The sequence below is a fragment of the Bartonella sp. SL317 genome, assembly GCF_059687655.1.
Map to the genome: position 1 here is coordinate 164,306 of NZ_CM185144.1, position 17,919 is coordinate 182,224.

The following is a 17,919-nucleotide window of genomic DNA, read 5'->3' on the forward strand; positions in this document are numbered from 1 at the left end:
GTTTATGTTAATAAATATTTATATTAATATTTTTTAGAGCTTAAACTTATACAGCATTTTTCACGTATTAACAAAACAGTTTTAATCTTATTTCAAACAATATTGATAGCAATTGGCAAACTTAAAATTTTTGAGAGAAATATAGTTTCAAAAACTATAAATACACTTCATATTATATTAAATTAGTTTAAAAATATTATTTTTTTGAGTTTCATAGTTATAGATTAATAAACTATTTACGAAATAATATTTATTATATATCATTTATTATACTAATATAAATATGTATATTATTTTAATATACTGGAAAGTAATAAGAAAACATCTGACAGAAATATCCTTTTCTCTGGGTAAAAAAGGTATAAACCTTGTTTTTTACAAAGTTTACTCTAGTTACAATCTAAGTTCAGGCAAAGGAGAGTATCATGGAAAATGCAAATATCGGTTGGATTGCAGCTATCATTATCGGCGGGGTTGCAGGTTGGGCTGCGCAGTATATTATGAAAAGCCAAACAGGAATATTGTTAAATATTATTTTAGGGATTATTGGCGCTGCCTTAGCAAGCTTCCTTTTTAGTCTTTTAGGCGTAAGCTTTGCTGGTTGGCTTGGTTATCTTATTTCAGGTTTTATAGGTGCCTGTATTCTTATATGGATAGGACGAAAAATTCGATCATAAAACATTTATTTATTCAATCACCTTTTGGGTTTTAATAAAACAACTGGAATATTTTGAAATATTTCCCCATAACGCATTCAGCAGTTTTTGATATGATGGTGAGATGCTTAAGCTATGAATTTCTAGCATACATCATCATACATCTTAACGAAAAGTAGTAGAGACTTTATTATGTACTCTTCCATATTTATAGATAGCCTACGGATATCAAGAAGGGTATATGCATTGTTTTAATGAAATACGAATTCATTTTTGTACCGTTTTTTTACACCAAACGTGCAAATCTAGCTCATCTCATTGTCATAGCAACAGGTTACAAAAACGAATAATGATGATTAAAAACCTTACCGCGTAATACTTAACGCTTATACACTTCATCGACAAGCCCATTTTGATTAAAAAACCAAAGAGCTGTTGTGCATTCTTAAGAGATTATAGAATAAGCGCAAAAGGATAAAAATAATCTTTCTAATATGAAAAATAAATACTATAAATTTGATATGTGCTCCTTTTCTTTTTCATGTTTGTTATTCTTTATCAATTAAAGGACATTAAAAATAATTTAATATAAATTAAGTAATAATTGTATTGTATTAAATATTATATAAGTTAAAAAACTACGATAAATAAAATAAACTATTTTAAAATATTAAAATTTTAATATACTTTCAATTTTTTAAAGTATAGAATTAAGTTTTTTGCCTCTTAACCTTTTCTCTTTATATTTCTTACATAGATAAATTCTTCAGCCCTTTTTCATATGCCATTACAAACGAATGTTAAAGCATGAAATACCCCACTCATTCTCTTCATGTTATCAAGAAAAATCTACAAGACATTATGTGAAAGCTTTTTAAATAAAGCATTATAGATTAGTTTGCTATTTTAATAAAAATAACGCTATAATTTATTTTCCGCATATCTTTTTTTTAAAGATCTTTGCTTTCGATTTTTTCTTTGATACTTTTCTGTTAAAATCTTGTTGTTTTTACACGCCTGTATTACAATAAAACCATCTTTTTAGCTCACTCAGCATAACATACGAAATAGAATTTTAGATGTGGAGTAAAACGATGTCAGATCTTGAAGATTCCATCTTACCACCTTTAAAATGGTTCCTTGATCAAAATCCTCCTGTATCAGACAATATTCGTGATTGGCTCATGGAAACAGGCTCGATGACTCGGCGATTAAAAGAATATTGCACTTGTCTCAAAGTTCAACCACAACGCGAATGTTTTATTACACGAGATAAATTAAAAGAAGAAGCAGAACATCTCCCAAAAAGTGTACGTTATTGGCTACGCGAAGTCATATTAATGGGAGATAATAAACCTTGGCTCCTTGGACGCACTGTCATTCCACAAGAAACCCTTCACCATAATCAAGCCTTAGTTCATTTGGGAACTGTCCCCCTCGGACACTATTTATTTAACAGTGGCAAACTAACCCGCGATTACATTCATATTGGCCAACAAGGCACGCTATGGGCACGCCGTTCCCGTTTGCGTCTAACGAATAAGCCATTGTTACTAACTGAATTATTTTTGAAAGACTCACCATTGTATCTCCCCCATAAATAAGAGAATACTCATTTTTTACCTAATTTATATATTTTCTATAGCTTATACGTAATTTAACCAAACAAAAAAAATTCAAAATCATCTCAATACAGATTCCACACAAAGACTTCTTTTCGAAAATTTTTTCATTTCATTATCTCAGCTTAAATTGAGTTTTACTATGTCAGCTTTAAAATATGTTCTATTAAAAAGGACGTTTTAAAGTCCTGCCTATCTTATCACACTCATGAAAACCAGCACTCAAATTAAGAAAATACGCACCATATTGATAAGATTATCTGAATTTAAACTTCTTGCCAAATAACCAACACTCTTGAATTAAATAAGCGCTTTGAATCATTAAAAAAACAAAAATACACGCCTACAAGAAGTTTGAAATTTGGATGAGTTCGCTTTTTCTTATCATCCTATTTTTTATCTTTAACTCTGCAGACAATAAATCTTTTTAACAGTAAAAAACTATAATTTTTTAAATAATGTAATAGCTTTGAAGAACAGCAAAATATAAGAGAGAAAAAGTATTTTATTGCCCCATGATCTCCGCAAAAACAGACTCATTCATCTCAGAGGAGTATTTTTTTTGATAAGAGCTTTACGTATAATATAAATAATATGAGCAACATTCTACTGACGGACAAGGGGTCTCGCACAATAAAAAATATTTCCCAGTTTCTTTAAATTGATAAAATCTATTGCAATTTTTCACGAAGACTGCTGCATACTTTAGAAAAATTCATTTGCCCCGCATACCGTTCCTTAAGCCACGCCATCACTTTACCGATATCACGTAATTTTTCAGCTTTTGTTTGTGCCAAAGCTTCACAAATAACCTCTTCTACTTCCCTCTCCTTAAGTTGATAGGGAAGAAATTCACGAATAACGTCTATTTCTGCTTGTCCTTTTTCTACTAACTCCAAGCAACCAGACTCTTTATATACACGCATTAAAGCTTCACGCTGCTGAAGTATTTTCGTGAAAACAGACTGTATCTGCTGATCATCTACTTCTAACTTCCCTTCATCATAATAAAGAATATCACGATCCCTAACCGCAGCATTCATTAAACGAAGTGTAGCAAGACGCTCACTATCTTGCGCTTTCAAAGCAGCCTTAAGAGCCCCATCAATCCGGTCACGCAACATAAACTTATCCAACTTTGTTTAAGCAGAAAGCGCCTTTTAACCAATCTTTATCCATCTTTCAATGCAGAATAAAAAATAATTTAAGAACGCATTCTTATGAAAAGATAAAAACAAGACTTTACCTCTTCATGGAATACCCTTATACACTTTATTTTAAGCAAAACATAACTAGAATAATAGACACAGCATCTGTTAGAGGTATGATTTTTTTGTAAGGTTGATCATCATGCCTTTCAGAGGATAAATTGTGGATACACACTATGATACAGACGACTTCATCTCACAGCTCTTGGAGTATCAACAAACCTACAGCCCTTTTAGTCTTAGCGGATGGAACCGTCATTGAAGGCAAAGGAGCAGGTGCGACAGGTATTGCTGAAGCTGAAGTGTGTTTTAATACCGCCATCACAGGCTATGAAGAAATTCTCACAGATCCATCATACACACAACAAATCGTTAATTTTACATTTCCTCATATAGGAAATGTAGGGGCAAATAGTGAAGATATCGAAGCGCTCACCCCTCCCAACTATCATAGTGCTGTTGGCGCTATTTTTAAGGCAGACATCACCCATCCCTCAAACTATCGTGCCAATGAAAACTTTCATCAATGGCTTAAAGCGCGTAAAATTATTGCACTTTGTGGTATTGATACACGCGCCCTCACAATTCTCATTCGTGAAAGAGGTGCTCAAAACGCTGTCATTGCACATGATCCTGATGGAAATTTTGATATCCCTTCTTTAAAAAAACGTGCACAAAAATGGCATGGTCTCGTCAATCTTGACCTCACAAAAGAAGTAACATCTCAATCATCAATGCAGTGGAATGAAGAACCTTGGCGTTGGAATAAAGGATATGATACAAATAATGTGCACAATCTTCATATTGTTGCCATTGACTATGGTATTAAACGCAACATTCTTCGCCTTATAGCGATGCAAAAAGCACGCATTACTGTTGTGCCTGCCCACACAACGGCAAAAGAAATCTTAGCCATGAATCCTGATGGTATTTTTCTTTCTAATGGCCCCGGAGATCCCGCAGCAACAGCTCAATATGCGCTTCCAACAATCAACACATTGATTGATTATAATTTACCGATCTTTGGAATATGTCTTGGTCATCAACTTCTTGCTCTGGCAGTTGGAGCAAGAACCATGAAAATGCACCAAGGACATCACGGCGCCAACCACCCCGTTAAGGACCTTAACACTGGAAAAGTTGAGATTGTATCAATGAATCATGGTTTTGCTGTCGATGCAGCCTCTTTACCAAAACATGTTCAAGAAACACATATTTCTCTCTTTGATGGTTCAAATTGTGGTATTCGAATCATTGGTAAACCCGTCTTTTCTGTTCAATATCACCCTGAGGCTTCTCCCGGACCGCAAGATAGCCACTATCTCTTTCAACATTTTTCTGATCTCATTATGAATTATAAAAAAATATCTTAAAATTAAATGCCTCCCTTCTCGCTTTTCTTTTTCCAAACATACCGTTTTCCTCCCCATCACCATATTGTTACAGACAACTTATGGAATAAGTATCATTATTTTACAACTTAAATGAGAGCAGTAGACACAGCGTAAAGTTTTATCACTTTCCCCCTATTTATTCTTATGCCCCTCCTTTTAGGATTATATCAATCAAAATCATAGATTTACATACTCCAAGTAAGATAAATATGTCGATAAAAAACTATTTTTTAAAAGGAGTAAATGTATAATCGTATCAAAGCCAAGAGCCAAGAGCCAAGAGCCAAGAGCCAAGAGCCAAGAGCCAAGAGCCAAGAGCCAAGAGCCAAGAGCCAAGAGCCAAGAGCCAAGAGCCAAGAGCCAAGAGCCAAGAGCCAAGAGCCAAGAGCCAAGAGCCAAGAGCCAAGAGCCAAGAGCCAAGAGCCAAGAGCCAAGAGCCAAGAGCCAAGAGCCAAGAGCCAAGAGCCAAGAGCCAAGAGCCAAGAGCCAAGAGCCAAGAGCCAAAAGATATCGCAACATTGAAAAGCAACAAAGTAAAAAATGAACGAAAGTGCAGCATCTTTTATAGAGGGTACAATGGTCGTATGAACCTTATATCATTTATAGTAACCTTTGCCTCATATTGTGTAACCTACACCATCTTAAAATTAGTGCACCCCCATTAAAAATAATCTCTTTAAATAGACGTTGCTTTCACAATACAATTTTAAATATTCTATTATGCAGGAGAGGCATCCTTCCTATTAAAAAAAGTAAAACAACAAATATTCACTCTTTAAAAGACATTCCCATCGATAGTTTTGAAAGCCATAAAATCAAATAAAAAAGTGACTGATAGATACAACCTTACATTCTTCTCACATAAGATTTTTTCAATTCCAGAAATGATGCAAACGAATATACGCAATATTTTGCTCCTAATTTGAGCATAAAAAAATCTGAAATTATTTGTACAACACTCATACATCCAACACCGAAGTAATTTTTGTTTTCAATATGCTGCTCTGTGAGCACAGGATAAGGATAAATACAGAAAAAAACACGAGCTTTATGATGCATATAAGACATTGATTTTAAATATAATAATCATTATTCATATTGAATTAGAAACCTGAGTACCGTAAGATTCTCTCATTTAAAATCTCTCTCTTGTTGAATCAATCCAAATCGCTTGCCTTCCCATTAAAAGCAGAGCTATTGTGTAAAAACGGTACAAAAAAAGACTAAAGAACCATCTCAAGTGTTAAGGGTTGACCCGCAAACATTGAAGGCTTGGTAAATAGTATGATAGTGCCAGCTTGCTTCTTCACTAGCGTAAAGATGGAGGGGCTCAATGGCTTATTGTTATACCCTTGACAGACAACGTCGTGAAATGGAGTTTACGTACTTTGAAAGATGTCTTTTTAAAGCAAGCCAGTTAATATACAATGCAATGGCATTCTCAAATTCATAAGGGATGTGCCCCCAGAACGCAACAAACAAAAGCACGAGACAATGCATAATCTTCATTATTTAAAAGACATTGCTCTCAATGCTTTTGAAAGCCGTAAAACAGAATTGAAAGGAGATGGTAAGACAAGTGATTGTTTTTCATCTTTAAAACTTCATATTCTCCCCAAATTAGATTGTCTTCCTGTTTTAGAGACTATACAAACAGAGATACGCAATAGGCTTGCTCCCCTCTAGCATACAACAACGAAAACTGCTCAGGTAGCTTTGAACCGTTTTAATCTTTGTCTGAAAGAGACCTCTTAAAGCACCCAAGCCCATTTCACGGCGCCGACCATGAATGGTATAACGGTAAATCCATTGATCACCCCCATCTTTACGCTTATGGAGTAACAAGCCGGCACCATCATTATATTTGCCAGCCGCCAATGTTGCGACAGACCTTGCATTAAGACGGTTCATAAGAGCCATTTTTAGTCCTTTCTTATATAGTTTTGATCCACACCCTCATCCCACTTGTTATGTGCAAATGAGTGGTTTTGATTGATTCAACATAAATAGATTTGAAATGAGAGAATCTTACGCTATTCAGAACTCTCATTTAATATGCGAAACTGTTAATTATCATTATAAATCAAGGATTTGTTTTAAACATGAGCGATTGCGTTAAGTGTGAATATTGATTGACAAACATGATAACATCACAAAAAAATCTGCCTATCAAATGATGATTTTTGGTGCATTCTCTAGTACAATATTTTTACCAGCCCTATTCAACAAATTAACGTACCCGCAAGGTAAAAATAATCGTTGCAATGACAAGAAGTAAAAATCCTCCAGCAAAAGGAGCACCAGAAAAATAAAACAGTGCGTTTTTATCTGCAAAACATTCAAAGAGAAAAACATAAAAAATCGAACCAAATATTAAACTCAATGAAATAACAGACGTCATCGCTCCTTGTAGTTCTCCTTGTACATTTATCGGCACCTGCGCCGAAGCAATAGAACGGATAGGTGCATGAACAAGATATTCAAGCATTGTACACACACAAACCATATAAACCATCCACCCCTTTGTTGCAAATGTATAACCCAGCATAGCAACGGATGCAAACAAAAGCCCCACTATAGTAATACGCCAATCACTCCATCGCTTAGAAAAATAAGGCAAAAGAAGAGCGATGACAATAAATTGAACTATCCCAAAAACGCTATAGGATAGCCCAATAGAAAACGAACTCCAATTATAGCGCTCTTTCGCAATGAATGCCCAAATACTTAGCCATAGTGATTCTGCAAACCAATAAAGAAAAAAGACCAACAACACCCAAAGAACCATCGGATATTGCTTCATTTGCCAAAAAGCGCCTAAGGGATTTGCCCGTTTAATATCAAAAAAGCGTCTATTCCATAAAGAAAGAGTTTCAGGAAGCATAACCCAAACAAAAATAAAATTAATGAGTGAAACACCAGCGGCAAAATAAAACGGAATACGCGGACCAAATTGACCTAAATAACCACCAACAAACGACCCTAAAATAAACCCTAATGCGGATGCAACACCTAAAAGACCAAAATTGCGTGTACGGTTTTTTTCATCGGATATATCAGCAAGATAAGCTGTACAAGTTGCAAGACTAGCACCACTTGTCCCTGACAAAAGACGCCCGATAAATACCATAGAATAACTCCATGCTATAGCACATATGAAATTATCAAGAGCACAGCAGATAATAGAAACAAGCAAAATAGGACGACGACCATAACGATCAGAAAGATTGCCAAGAACAGGAGCAAATAAAAACTGCATCCCTGAATAAGCTGCAACTAATTTTCCTCTTTCTACAAAAGATGCACTCACATCTTTTCCAGTTAACTGAGAAAAATATTCAGGCAAAACAGGATAAATGATGGCAATACAAAGAATATCTAACAATAAAGCGATGAAGACTAAAATGAGCCCACGCTGAACAAATTTCGGATTGAGCATCTGATCTTGCATAACACATACACACTATTTTACACGTACAGTTATTTTTACACATACAGGTACTCCCCCGCGCTCATTCTTTTTAAAAGTACTCTCTATTAACTTCCTTCGTCTACTATTCTTATCAAAGATAATAATAAAATAAAAATTTAATAAAGAGTCAATATTAAAATATAAAATTTCATTTTAATTGGTATATTAATTTAAAACAATAAAAAATATTTTTATAGTGTACAAATAAATATCTATACAAACAAACTATGAATAAAACATCTGTCAATATAGCATATTTATAACAGTTTTAGAGAAACTATGCTTGATTTTATCAAACATCATTGTCTTTTTTCATAACAACTATTTTTAATAAGTTTAATGCTATTTGATCGATCAGATCACCTACAACAATTGAAACCTTAAAAAAGATAAACCCTTAAAGTTTTTTACCCTCAAAATATACGATAAAGCTAAAGCAGCAGTATCACAATAGCTTAACACCGTAGAAAAATTATCATATTTTAAATACAATAAAGAATTTTATACAAAAGTATTTTTTTATTCTGTCGTTTTAGAAGCTATTCTTATCACTTGTAATTTTTGCAACCTCAAAAAAAACCATGATGTCATCTGTTGAGGCTCTCAATGATTATATGCTATTATCGAGATTCAATTGAGTGTGAGAAAATAACACTTTTAGTGAAAATTGGCTATGAACACGGTTAATTCAAAAATGGTGTATAAAATGCGAAAAATATCCCCATTAATTCTCATTTTATTGTTTGTGACAGGATGTGATGTTCAAAATTCTGATTCACAAGAGGGGGGGGTAGAAAATAAAATAGAAAAACAACAAATAACCAAGGTAGTGCTAGATCCTTATACTTTAGATAAACTAAATGCTATTCTTAAAAAACGTGCAGAAACAAATGATTACGAAAAAGGAGTCCTGATTGACTTTCTTTCTAAAGCTTTTTTAGGAACGCCTTACAAAGCCAATATGTTACATGGCTCAGAAAATACACCAGAAAAACTAATCATTGATTTTAGAGGCTTAGATTGCTTCACCTATCTAGATTATGTTGAAGCATTGCGCAAATCAACATCTCCAAAAGAATTCATCAATAACGTCATAAGAACGCGTTACATTAAGGGTAATATTCATTTTTTAAGTCGAAAACATTTTTTTACAGACTGGGCTTATAGAGAATATAAACTCGCCACTGATATTACCGCTAAAATAAGTCCTCATGCAGTGAGCACAGAAAAATATCTCAATAAAAAAACCGATGGTGGAAACTATCTTCCTGGACTTCCAGTTGTAAAACGCACCATAACATATATTCCAAGTAACTTTATTGATGATAAGGTTATAAGTGATTTAAAATCAGGCGATTTCATCGGCATTTATACAAAACTTCCTGGATTAGATGTGACACATGTGGGTTTTTTTATCATGACAGATAAAGGCCCAATGTTACGAAATGCCTCTTCACGAAAAGAAAATGAAAAAGTCGTTGATTCTCCCTTTATGGATTATGTTGCAAAAACACCAGGAATCATTGTTTTAAGAGCCATCGAATAACATCATAATGATAAGGAAGAGCTTCTCTATTCTGAAATAGCAATACTGAAGTTATTTAGATAAACATCGAGATTCATACAAACTATACAAATAGAGTCACATTTCATTTTAAGAGCAAAAAAATCGTTTTGATCTCACTTTATATATCGGTACGATAAAATCATTTTTAAAGAAATAGCGGATTTATAATCATTTTTACTGACTGAAAGCTGAAGAAAAGCAAAACTCTGTTATTATATCGCGCTTTCTTTTCATATTCGCAACCAAGAATTATCTATAGATTATCGCCACTCTAATCTGTATGAAAATAAAACGACGTATATTTTCTTGTAGAAGCAAATAAAGCTAGATATGTTATGATTGCTGTCTTGCAAAGTATTTTATAAAAATTTTATCTATCTCTCCAATTTATGGCATATAAATTTTTGAATTTATGGTTTCGTTTTTCTCAAAAGTCTTTGCTTTTTCTGAATGTTTATAAAGTAAAATCTCCCTAAAGCAGCAGCATATTTGAGATAAAGATCAGATACACCACTATTGTAGAGGCAGTTGCAAAATATGGATGTCAGATTATGAATGAGTCTATTGTATAACTGAATAAAATTAATAAGAAGACAGCCTCATTGAAAGAGAGTATGAAGGCATCAATAAAAAAAGATTTCCATCTTTACGATCATTCGTTCGTTCAGCTTTGCGATTTTCTAAAGTATCCACAAGCACTATCTTTTAAAGAGTAAAGATATACGCATTATCTTTTATTTTTTCATTTTTGAATGAACCCCCCTCCCTTCATACAAAAGAAAACATTCAAAACACAATGTATTGTTCAGCACGTCTTTCAAAGATACACCATCTTCTCATACCCATTTCACAGTAGCCTTGGAATAGAATGATAAAATCCCCATAAAAGAATATAAAATCCATTGTATAGCGGCATTTTCACTTCTTTCTTCCACAGACTTCTTTTACATGCCAACTTCGCTTATGACATACAAGATTAAAGATTTTTCTTCATTCACCGTAAACAGATTGGAAATTTAAAAAATAAAAAATGCTGTATTTATATATATCATTCAACTTAAAGAATAATAAATTATTATTATAAACCAATAAGACTGTATCAATACAACAATACATTTGTTACTCATCGTCATAATGATTAATAGATGATCACAAACTTAAAAATTCTATTCATGATTTTTATATAAAATTATAATTAAATCTCGTTAAACTTATTATGAATAACTTCATTCCTCCTCGCCCTAAAAAACAAGAAATCTATTCCCGACAAGTTCCGTCAACAGTCCATCCTCTTAAGCAAATTTCAGCAACAAACAATTTCATGTGCTTCACTTAAAAACTCACCAGAAAGCCTTACTAATGAGTATTTTTCACATACTCTAAAGATACTTAATAGATCAATTTTTATAGGCTTTATCTCACCACACCTAAAATAACAGTATACGACAATAGAATAAATCTTACCTTAAATACTAAAGCTTAATCTTTTAATTTTATTGATGTAAAAACAAAACTAATGAAAGAATATTATCGTATTTTTGTTTCCTGCGATAAAAGTAATATCCATAACATAACAAGCAATTTGAAAAAATCTTTTTATATAAAAGGGATCATCGTTGTACCGGGAGGTAACTTTGCTTCATCCTCAGGCTCGACATGAATAGAAATCCGCACATTATCAAATTCTTTTTGAAGAACAGCTTCAATTTTATCACAAATTTTATGAGCTTCGCCGACCTGCATGACAGCAGGCACAACCAAATGAAACTCTATAAAAGTAACCCTACCAGCAACACGTGTACGCAAATCATGGACCTCAAGCGCACCAAATGCATTTGCAGAAATCAGCTCTCGAATCCGCATGGTTTCATTTAATTCAACACCAACATCCATTAATCCTTGAACAGCATTCCTAATTATCTTCCATCCCTGTAAAAGAATGTTAACAGCAACAATTATCGCTAAAATAGGATCTAAAACGCCCCATCCCCCTACGAAACCAGCAATCAAACCAATTAAAATTGCAAGCGAAGTAAAAACATCGGTTATAAAATGCACACCATCAGCTTTAAGAGCCGGTGAGCGATAACGTTTTCCCTGCCGAATAAGAACCATACCCCACATGCAATTTATGACCGTTGCGACAAGATGAATAACAAGCCATACTCCAGGTTTCTGCAATAATTTAACGGTAGCAAGCGCTATCCATGCTTCTCTTAAAATAACAATTGCCGCAATAATAATGAGGATTCCTTCAAGAATCGCGGAAAAATATTCTGCTTTGTGGTGCCCAAAGGGGTGATCATGATCCGCTGGCTTCATACTCACTTTAACAGCCCACCATGCTGCCAATGACGCCAAGATATTGACAATTGATTCCAATGCATCAGAATAAAGTGCGACCGACCCTGTGATGTGATATGCCCAATATTTCAAAGCAAAAACAATACATGCAATAAAAATAGAGTATAAAGTTAAGCTTTGTATATTGATTTTTACATCCATGAATCCCGTCCCTTTCTTCACGAAATAAGGAATAATATTTTCAATCTTATAATGCTATTATTGGCATATCACCAATATTTTCTCAAAGAAGCTTCATCATACAATAAAAACCTCAGCTCACCATTATTATCGCAAAAACTGCTCAGTTACACGAACATCACCAATACAAGGATAAAGAGAGACAAATCATCAACAAAGAACTTTCTTTGGCTCAAATGGTTCACGATCATGTATTATTACGTCTTAGAATATGCATTATAACCCACCTATAAGCATCTCTACATCTTAGAAAAATGAATAAGCACCCTACTGTAACCTTACAGCTTAAGGAAATTTCAAAATATGATTGCTAAAAAACTTAAAAGAGAAATTATGCCCAAAAAAAAGAATCTGGGCATTGGGGACCCAGATTCTTTTCCCTTAAAACTAAGGGCATACAGAGCTTGGGAAATAGCGGGGACCCAAGACACTGTAACCAATACGAAAACAAAATCCTTTATCCCGTACCAGCATTTTTACTTTACACCTATTGGTATAGGCTGTCAACATTATTTCTACTATAAGTTTAAAAATAATATTTTTTTATCTCTACTTAAAAAAATAAAGCAAGTTTTCACATCTAGAAATTGGAAAAAAGCGTTAAAAATCTCGCAATGCATTTGAATATCACAACAATTGACGAAATGAATGATCCACGTCTGAGAGACTATCATAATATCCATGAAAAAAATCTCGTTGGACGACAACAGCAATTTATTGCTGAAGGTAAAATAACATTTTCCGCCCTATTGCATTCGAAAGAATTTTCTGCCCTCTCACTGCTTATCGCAGCAAAAAGTCTCCCTAGACTTCTACCACTTTAAAAAAAACACAACCTCTATGTCCTATTTATTGCGTTCCACAAAAAGTTATGGACGATATCACCGGTTTCCATGTTTATCATGGTGTTCTGGATATCGGTAAACGCAACACACTCCCATCATTACAAAGTTTTTTACAAAATCTTCCAGAAAAAGCTTTGATTCTGGTTTTATGGGGTATTTTGAATCACGATAATATGGGATCAATTTTTCGTAATGCTACCGCTTTTGCCAGTCACGGCATCATTGTCCACAAAACCTCATGCGATCCACTTTATCGCAAATCAATCAAAGTTTCTGCCGGTGCTGCTCTAAAAATTCCCTATACGCAAAACGCTGATATAAATGACATTCTAGCGGCTCTAAACGATGAAAACTTTTACCTTTATGCACTCTCCCCTTCAGCCTCACACACGCTCAAGCAAGCAAAAAAACAAAAGAATAGCCCTTATTTTGGAACAGAAGGCAATGTTTTACTCCTCCATATACTACAACAATCAAAAACCTTACGTATTCCCATGGCCAAGGATTTTGACAGCCTCAATGTTGCCCTTAGCCTCAGGAATTGCCTTTGCTCATTTTACCGACTTTGATTACTCAAGATGATAATACTTTAAGTTTTAAAAATATTCGATAATATATGTTCTTTACCAGCCTCAAAGGGTGCTAACCCCTGACATTTGAGAATATTGATAAGGGTATTTTTCTTTCATCATTTTCTCCCCCAGTCCTGCTTATGATATACAAAAAATATGATTGTGCTGGATTCAATCATAAAAACAAATTTGAAATAAGAAGGTCTTATATAAGCCTCTTATACAAGCTAAAGACGATGAATTATTATTATAAATCAATTTACTATTTTTTTAAGAAGCTGTTGTTTTAAATTCAAAGGAAACAGAATCTTGTGTTTCGAGATTGCACAAAACGCGTTTTAACATCATTTCAGTATCGGCCGCGCGTTCTGAGTGCGTTACAAATCCTCCCCCAAGAATACGTGCCTCATGACCATTTCCATCATAAAGAACACAAGCTTGCCCCGGTGCCACACCGTTTTCACATTCCAATAGATCAACGGAAAAAACACCTTCCTTATAATGCAAACGCGCAAGGTGAGGAGGACGTGTTGAACGCACCTTTACAGCCAACTCAATACCTTGAGAAGGAAAATTATCCAACGACTCATCACCAAGCCAATTCACATCGCGTAAAAAAAGCTTATGCGTTTCTAACATTTCACGCGGCCCCACAATAACACGTGCATTTTCTACATCAAGATAAACCACATAAAGCGCTTCCCCCGTTGACACCCCAATCCCACGACGTTGACCAACGGTATAATTAACAATCCCTGAATGTTTGCCTAGAATCGTTCCATCGATATGAACGATAAAGCCAGGATTAGCCGCTTCTGGACGCAATTTTGCAATAACATCTGAATATTTTCCTTGTGGAACAAAACAAATATCCTGACTATCATGCTTATTAGCAATCATAAGCCCCATTTCTGCGGCCATTTCACGAACACGCGCTTTGGGAAGGTCACCAAGAGGAAAACGCAAATAATCAATCTGTTCTTGTGTCGTTGCAAAGAGAAAATAACTCTGATCACGATCGTTATCGAGAGGACGAAAGAGGGCTCGATGGGCTCCATGAGAACGTGAACGAATATAATGTCCCGTAGCTAAAGCATCTGCCCCCAATTCGCGCGCGGTTGCCAATAAATCAGCAAACTTAACCGTCTGATTACACGCAATACATGGCACAGGTGTCTCACCATGAGCATAGCTTTCTGCAAAAGGATCAATGACAGCTTCGCGAAAGCGCTTTTCATAATCAAGAACATAATGCGGTATTCCCAACGTTTCTGAAACGCGACGTGCATCTTCAATATCTTGCCCCGCACAACACGCCCCTACCCGATGCGTTGCAGCCCCATGATCATAAAGCTGCAATGTAATGCCAATGACATTATACCCTTCCTTTTTCAAAAGACCTGCAACAACCGATGAATCAACCCCCCCTGACATCGCAACAACAATGCGAGAATCCTCAGGTGGTCCTGGTAAATCAAGACTGTTTAAAAACATGTATTCATTCTCTACTTAGTGCTCTATTTATTTAATACTCTAAATGGATATCCATATGTTAATATTTTGCTGCATGCTTCTTCATTACTTTTATGCCATTGGTTGCCTTTATATTGTTTTTTTATCCTTTCCACAACCATAGCATTCCTTTCATAAAAGCAGCTGTAAATAAAAAAGCGTGATAGAAATAAGGCACAATGGAAGTCTTTTGGAGGAAAACATTGGAAATAAAAACTTTTTTCTCTTGTTTAAAATCCAGAAAAATATTGCAAGAGGCTCTTCTACGCACTTGGCTTGAGCCTCTTTTTACACACACAATCATTTTATTAATTTTTTCTTTCAGCGCGTTTAGCTCTTTTTTAAATTTCATGCTCTATAAACGAATCAAATCCTTGACTAAAGGTAGAGGATAAGAATGACTAATTTGATAAAAACACAGATGAAATATGTTATTGGGCCCGATGGAAGTCCACTGACAATTGCTGACCTACCGCCGCAAACCACACGGCGTTGGGTGATTCGTCGCAAAGCTGAAGTTGTTGCAGCCGTCAGAGGTGGATTGTTAAGTCTCGATGAAGCCTGTCAACGTTATACTTTGACGGTGGAAGAATTTCTTTCATGGCAAAGTTTGATCGATGAACACGGTTTAGCGGGATTACGAACAACCAAGATTCAAGACTACAGACATTAAGTTGTCATTGATCGTGATTCGATAACATAGAATACTTTAAAAACAGCCAAGCTTCTATGAAACTTGGCTGTTTTACATTCTCAACAAATAAATCTAAAAGAATTGATTTTTCGATGATTATTTTAATCATCCAGTCATGGAATTAGCCAGCCATTGAATTAGATTGAATGAAAATATCTTCATCACCCACAGTAGTCTTCTTTTCTCGTGCTTCCAAAAGCTGTGCACGTTGTAGCTCTGTATTGGCTTCATGGAGAGCAATTTCAGCATTTGTTTTCTGAAGTTGTAAATCACGAATTGAATTGATCAGATTATCACGTCTTTGCCGCGCAGCACGCGCAAAAGCGGAATAAGCAAAATGGTGAACATCATTGTTTCCAGATTTGCGCTCTTCATGAGTAATCTGCCCTTCCAGTTCTAATACCATCCGTTCAAATTCCGCGATCATCATCTCAAGCTGTGCAATCTCACGGCGCTTTCCACGTATTTGAAACATCCTCAATCGCACCATATTTTCCCGTGGCTTCATACTCACTACTCCTTGACTGCGGCAACTCAAAACACGCATTCACACTCATTATACATAACATATCTTTTTAGTTGTATGTCTATCTGACACAAACAATCTATTAACTTAAAATATAATACTTTGCCTTTTTCTAAAGCATCAGCCACACAACCTTCTTTAAAGAGCAATAACTATTTTTATTTTACCCATCATTAAATAAAGAGATTTAAAGCTCCGTAAACAAACACTAAAATTGTAAAAAAGTAATTTACAATGCTCTTTTATAAAAATTTGTTTAGGTCAAAATTTATAGAAAAAGCCCTTTATTTCTTTATAATTTAAAAAATATGCAATTTTTGTAAATTAATTTTGTATCCTCTTTCAAAAATAAAAATATTTTGTTAACCACTATCATGGATAGTGGGGATTTTAGTAGTGATTGTTACGCGTACTACTAAAACATTCATAAATGCTTTATTATAAGTGTTTGATTTCATAATTTTTTATAACAGTGTCTTTAGAAGCTGTTTATAAAATAGAAATGCTCCTTTTTGATTCGTCAAGGAGTGAAATGAGGGATCTGATATGCGCGTATTATTAATTGAAGATGATAGAGCGGTAACTAAAAGCATTGAGTTGATGCTAAAGTCAGCCAATTTTAATGTCTATATTACTGATCTAGGTGAAGAAGGTATCGATTTAGGAAAGCTTTATGACTATGATATCATTTTGCTTGATTTGAATCTTCCTGATATGTCAGGGTATGATGTCTTGCGGACTTTGAGATTAGCAAAAATAAAAACGCCTGTTCTTATTCTTTCCGGTATGAATGCTATTGAAGACAAAGTCCGTGGTTTTGGCTTTGGAGCAGATGACTATATGACAAAGCCTTTTCATAAGGATGAGCTTATTGCGCGTATTCATGCTGTTGTTCGTCGTTCCAAAGGACATGCACAGTCGGTTATTGTTACCGGTGAACTCACCGTCAATCTTGACGCAAAAACCGTCGAAGTTGCAGGACGCCCCGTTCATTTAACCGGTAAAGAATACCAAATGCTAGAGCTTCTCTCTTTACGCAAAGGAACGACCCTAACCAAAGAAATGTTTCTCAATCATCTCTATGGTGGAATGGATGAACCAGAGCTAAAAATTATCGACGTTTTTATCTGTAAATTGCGGAAAAAATTGGAAGCAATCTCTTCTAGTGCAAATTACATTGATACCGTTTGGGGACGTGGTTACGTATTGCGTGATCCAGTGGAAGAGAACGTACGAAAAACCGCTTAAACAGTGAAGATATACATTGTAAAATCTCGGAGTGTAGCGGGCCGAGATTTTTCCTCAGA

Annotated in this window: 13 protein-coding genes and 2 pseudogenes; 7 read left to right on the plus strand and 8 right to left on the minus strand. The window is 34.8% G+C overall.

Annotation, left to right across the window (positions count from 1 at the left end; all coding sequences use genetic code 11):
• Positions 1 to 425: 425 nt before the first annotated feature.
• Positions 426 to 677 (plus strand): GlsB/YeaQ/YmgE family stress response membrane protein, encoded by a 252-nt coding sequence (locus AC6ER9_RS00700; protein ID WP_100128479.1) that lies wholly within the window; start codon positions 426 to 428, stop codon positions 675 to 677.
• Between the two features lie 1,073 nt (positions 678 to 1,750).
• Positions 1,751 to 2,260 (plus strand): chorismate lyase, encoded by a 510-nt coding sequence (ubiC, locus tag AC6ER9_RS00705; RefSeq protein WP_497074569.1) that lies wholly within the window; start codon positions 1,751 to 1,753, stop codon positions 2,258 to 2,260.
• 689 nt (positions 2,261 to 2,949) lie between these two features.
• Here the strand turns inward: ubiC and AC6ER9_RS00710 are convergent.
• Positions 2,950 to 3,402, minus strand: a complete 453-nt coding sequence (locus AC6ER9_RS00710) for a GatB/YqeY domain-containing protein (RefSeq protein WP_497074570.1) — start codon at positions 3,400 to 3,402, stop codon at positions 2,950 to 2,952.
• A gap of 260 nt (positions 3,403 to 3,662) precedes the next feature.
• Here AC6ER9_RS00710 and carA point away from each other — a divergent pair, with 260 nt between their 5' ends.
• Positions 3,663 to 4,859 (plus strand): glutamine-hydrolyzing carbamoyl-phosphate synthase small subunit, encoded by a 1,197-nt coding sequence (carA, locus tag AC6ER9_RS00715; RefSeq protein ID WP_497074571.1) that lies wholly within the window; start codon positions 3,663 to 3,665, stop codon positions 4,857 to 4,859.
• Positions 4,860 to 5,057: 198 nt separating this feature from the next.
• On the opposite strand, the gene AC6ER9_RS00720 is transcribed toward carA, so the two are convergent.
• The 3 genes and pseudogenes from AC6ER9_RS00720 to AC6ER9_RS00730 form a co-directional block, all read right to left on the minus strand.
• Positions 5,058 to 5,399, minus strand: coding sequence for a hypothetical protein (locus AC6ER9_RS00720; protein ID WP_497074572.1), 342 nt, complete (start codon positions 5,397 to 5,399; stop codon positions 5,058 to 5,060).
• Between the two features lie 1,230 nt (positions 5,400 to 6,629).
• A pseudogene (locus tag AC6ER9_RS00725) lies at positions 6,630 to 6,800 on the minus strand (integrase arm-type DNA-binding domain-containing protein); the annotation flags it as partial.
• Between the two features lie 310 nt (positions 6,801 to 7,110).
• Positions 7,111 to 8,331: an MFS transporter gene (locus AC6ER9_RS00730; RefSeq protein ID WP_497074573.1), complete on the minus strand. Its 1,221-nt coding sequence runs from the start codon at positions 8,329 to 8,331 to the stop codon at positions 7,111 to 7,113.
• Positions 8,332 to 9,058: 727 nt separating this feature from the next.
• Between AC6ER9_RS00730 and AC6ER9_RS00735 the strand changes: the two genes are divergently transcribed.
• Positions 9,059 to 9,898, plus strand: a complete 840-nt coding sequence (locus AC6ER9_RS00735) for a DUF1460 domain-containing protein (protein WP_497075242.1) — start codon at positions 9,059 to 9,061, stop codon at positions 9,896 to 9,898.
• 1,617 nt (positions 9,899 to 11,515) lie between these two features.
• On the opposite strand, the gene AC6ER9_RS00740 is transcribed toward AC6ER9_RS00735, so the two are convergent.
• Positions 11,516 to 12,424, minus strand: coding sequence for a cation diffusion facilitator family transporter (locus AC6ER9_RS00740; protein WP_497074574.1), 909 nt, complete (start codon positions 12,422 to 12,424; stop codon positions 11,516 to 11,518).
• Between the two features lie 653 nt (positions 12,425 to 13,077).
• Between AC6ER9_RS00740 and AC6ER9_RS00745 the strand changes: the two are divergent.
• Positions 13,078 to 13,890: pseudogene (locus AC6ER9_RS00745) on the plus strand (TrmH family RNA methyltransferase).
• A 260-nt stretch (positions 13,891 to 14,150) separates the two neighbouring features.
• Here the strand turns inward: AC6ER9_RS00745 and mnmA are convergent.
• Together mnmA and AC6ER9_RS00755 are read right to left on the minus strand one after the other, a co-directional pair.
• Positions 14,151 to 15,374 carry a tRNA 2-thiouridine(34) synthase MnmA gene (mnmA, locus tag AC6ER9_RS00750; RefSeq protein WP_497074575.1) on the minus strand — a complete coding sequence of 408 codons (1,224 nt, stop codon included), beginning with the start codon at positions 15,372 to 15,374 and terminating at the stop codon, positions 14,151 to 14,153.
• A gap of 121 nt (positions 15,375 to 15,495) precedes the next feature.
• Complete coding sequence (locus AC6ER9_RS00755) at positions 15,496 to 15,744, minus strand: hypothetical protein (protein ID WP_497074576.1); 249 nt, start codon at positions 15,742 to 15,744, stop codon at positions 15,496 to 15,498.
• A gap of 45 nt (positions 15,745 to 15,789) precedes the next feature.
• On the opposite strand from AC6ER9_RS00755, the gene sciP reads away from it, so the two are divergent.
• The gene (sciP, locus tag AC6ER9_RS00760; RefSeq protein ID WP_005773151.1) at positions 15,790 to 16,065 is read left to right on the plus strand and encodes a CtrA inhibitor SciP; all 276 of its coding nucleotides are present in this window, start codon (positions 15,790 to 15,792) and stop codon (positions 16,063 to 16,065) included.
• Between the two features lie 142 nt (positions 16,066 to 16,207).
• Here the strand turns inward: sciP and AC6ER9_RS00765 are convergent, their stop codons facing one another.
• Positions 16,208 to 16,594 (minus strand): flagellar export protein FliJ, encoded by a 387-nt coding sequence (locus AC6ER9_RS00765; RefSeq protein ID WP_497074577.1) that lies wholly within the window; start codon positions 16,592 to 16,594, stop codon positions 16,208 to 16,210.
• A gap of 564 nt (positions 16,595 to 17,158) precedes the next feature.
• Here AC6ER9_RS00765 and ctrA point away from each other — a divergent pair.
• Positions 17,159 to 17,860 (plus strand): response regulator transcription factor CtrA, encoded by a 702-nt coding sequence (gene ctrA, locus AC6ER9_RS00770; protein ID WP_497074578.1) that lies wholly within the window; start codon positions 17,159 to 17,161, stop codon positions 17,858 to 17,860.
• Positions 17,861 to 17,919: the final 59 nt, after the last annotated feature.

Bases quoted from the DNA above. Each gene is read 5' to 3' on its own strand.
- carA (WP_497074571.1), top strand. From the start codon at position 3,663: ATGATACAGACGACTTCATCTCACAGCTCTTGGAGTATCAACAAACCT.
- AC6ER9_RS00740 (WP_497074574.1), bottom strand. From the start codon at position 12,424: ATGGATGTAAAAATCAATATACAAAGCTTAACTTTATACTCTATTTTT.
- AC6ER9_RS00700 (WP_100128479.1), top strand. From the start codon at position 426: ATGGAAAATGCAAATATCGGTTGGATTGCAGCTATCATTATCGGCGGG.
- AC6ER9_RS00735 (WP_497075242.1), top strand. From the start codon at position 9,059: ATGCGAAAAATATCCCCATTAATTCTCATTTTATTGTTTGTGACAGGA.
- ctrA (WP_497074578.1), top strand. From the start codon at position 17,159: ATGCGCGTATTATTAATTGAAGATGATAGAGCGGTAACTAAAAGCATT.
- sciP (WP_005773151.1), top strand. From the start codon at position 15,790: ATGACTAATTTGATAAAAACACAGATGAAATATGTTATTGGGCCCGAT.
- mnmA (WP_497074575.1), bottom strand. From the start codon at position 15,374: ATGTTTTTAAACAGTCTTGATTTACCAGGACCACCTGAGGATTCTCGC.
- AC6ER9_RS00755 (WP_497074576.1), bottom strand. From the start codon at position 15,744: ATGAAATTTAAAAAAGAGCTAAACGCGCTGAAAGAAAAAATTAATAAA.
- ubiC (WP_497074569.1), top strand. From the start codon at position 1,751: ATGTCAGATCTTGAAGATTCCATCTTACCACCTTTAAAATGGTTCCTT.
- AC6ER9_RS00730 (WP_497074573.1), bottom strand. From the start codon at position 8,331: ATGCAAGATCAGATGCTCAATCCGAAATTTGTTCAGCGTGGGCTCATT.
- AC6ER9_RS00720 (WP_497074572.1), bottom strand. From the start codon at position 5,399: ATGTTGCGATATCTTTTGGCTCTTGGCTCTTGGCTCTTGGCTCTTGGC.
- AC6ER9_RS00765 (WP_497074577.1), bottom strand. From the start codon at position 16,594: ATGAAGCCACGGGAAAATATGGTGCGATTGAGGATGTTTCAAATACGT.
- AC6ER9_RS00710 (WP_497074570.1), bottom strand. From the start codon at position 3,402: ATGTTGCGTGACCGGATTGATGGGGCTCTTAAGGCTGCTTTGAAAGCG.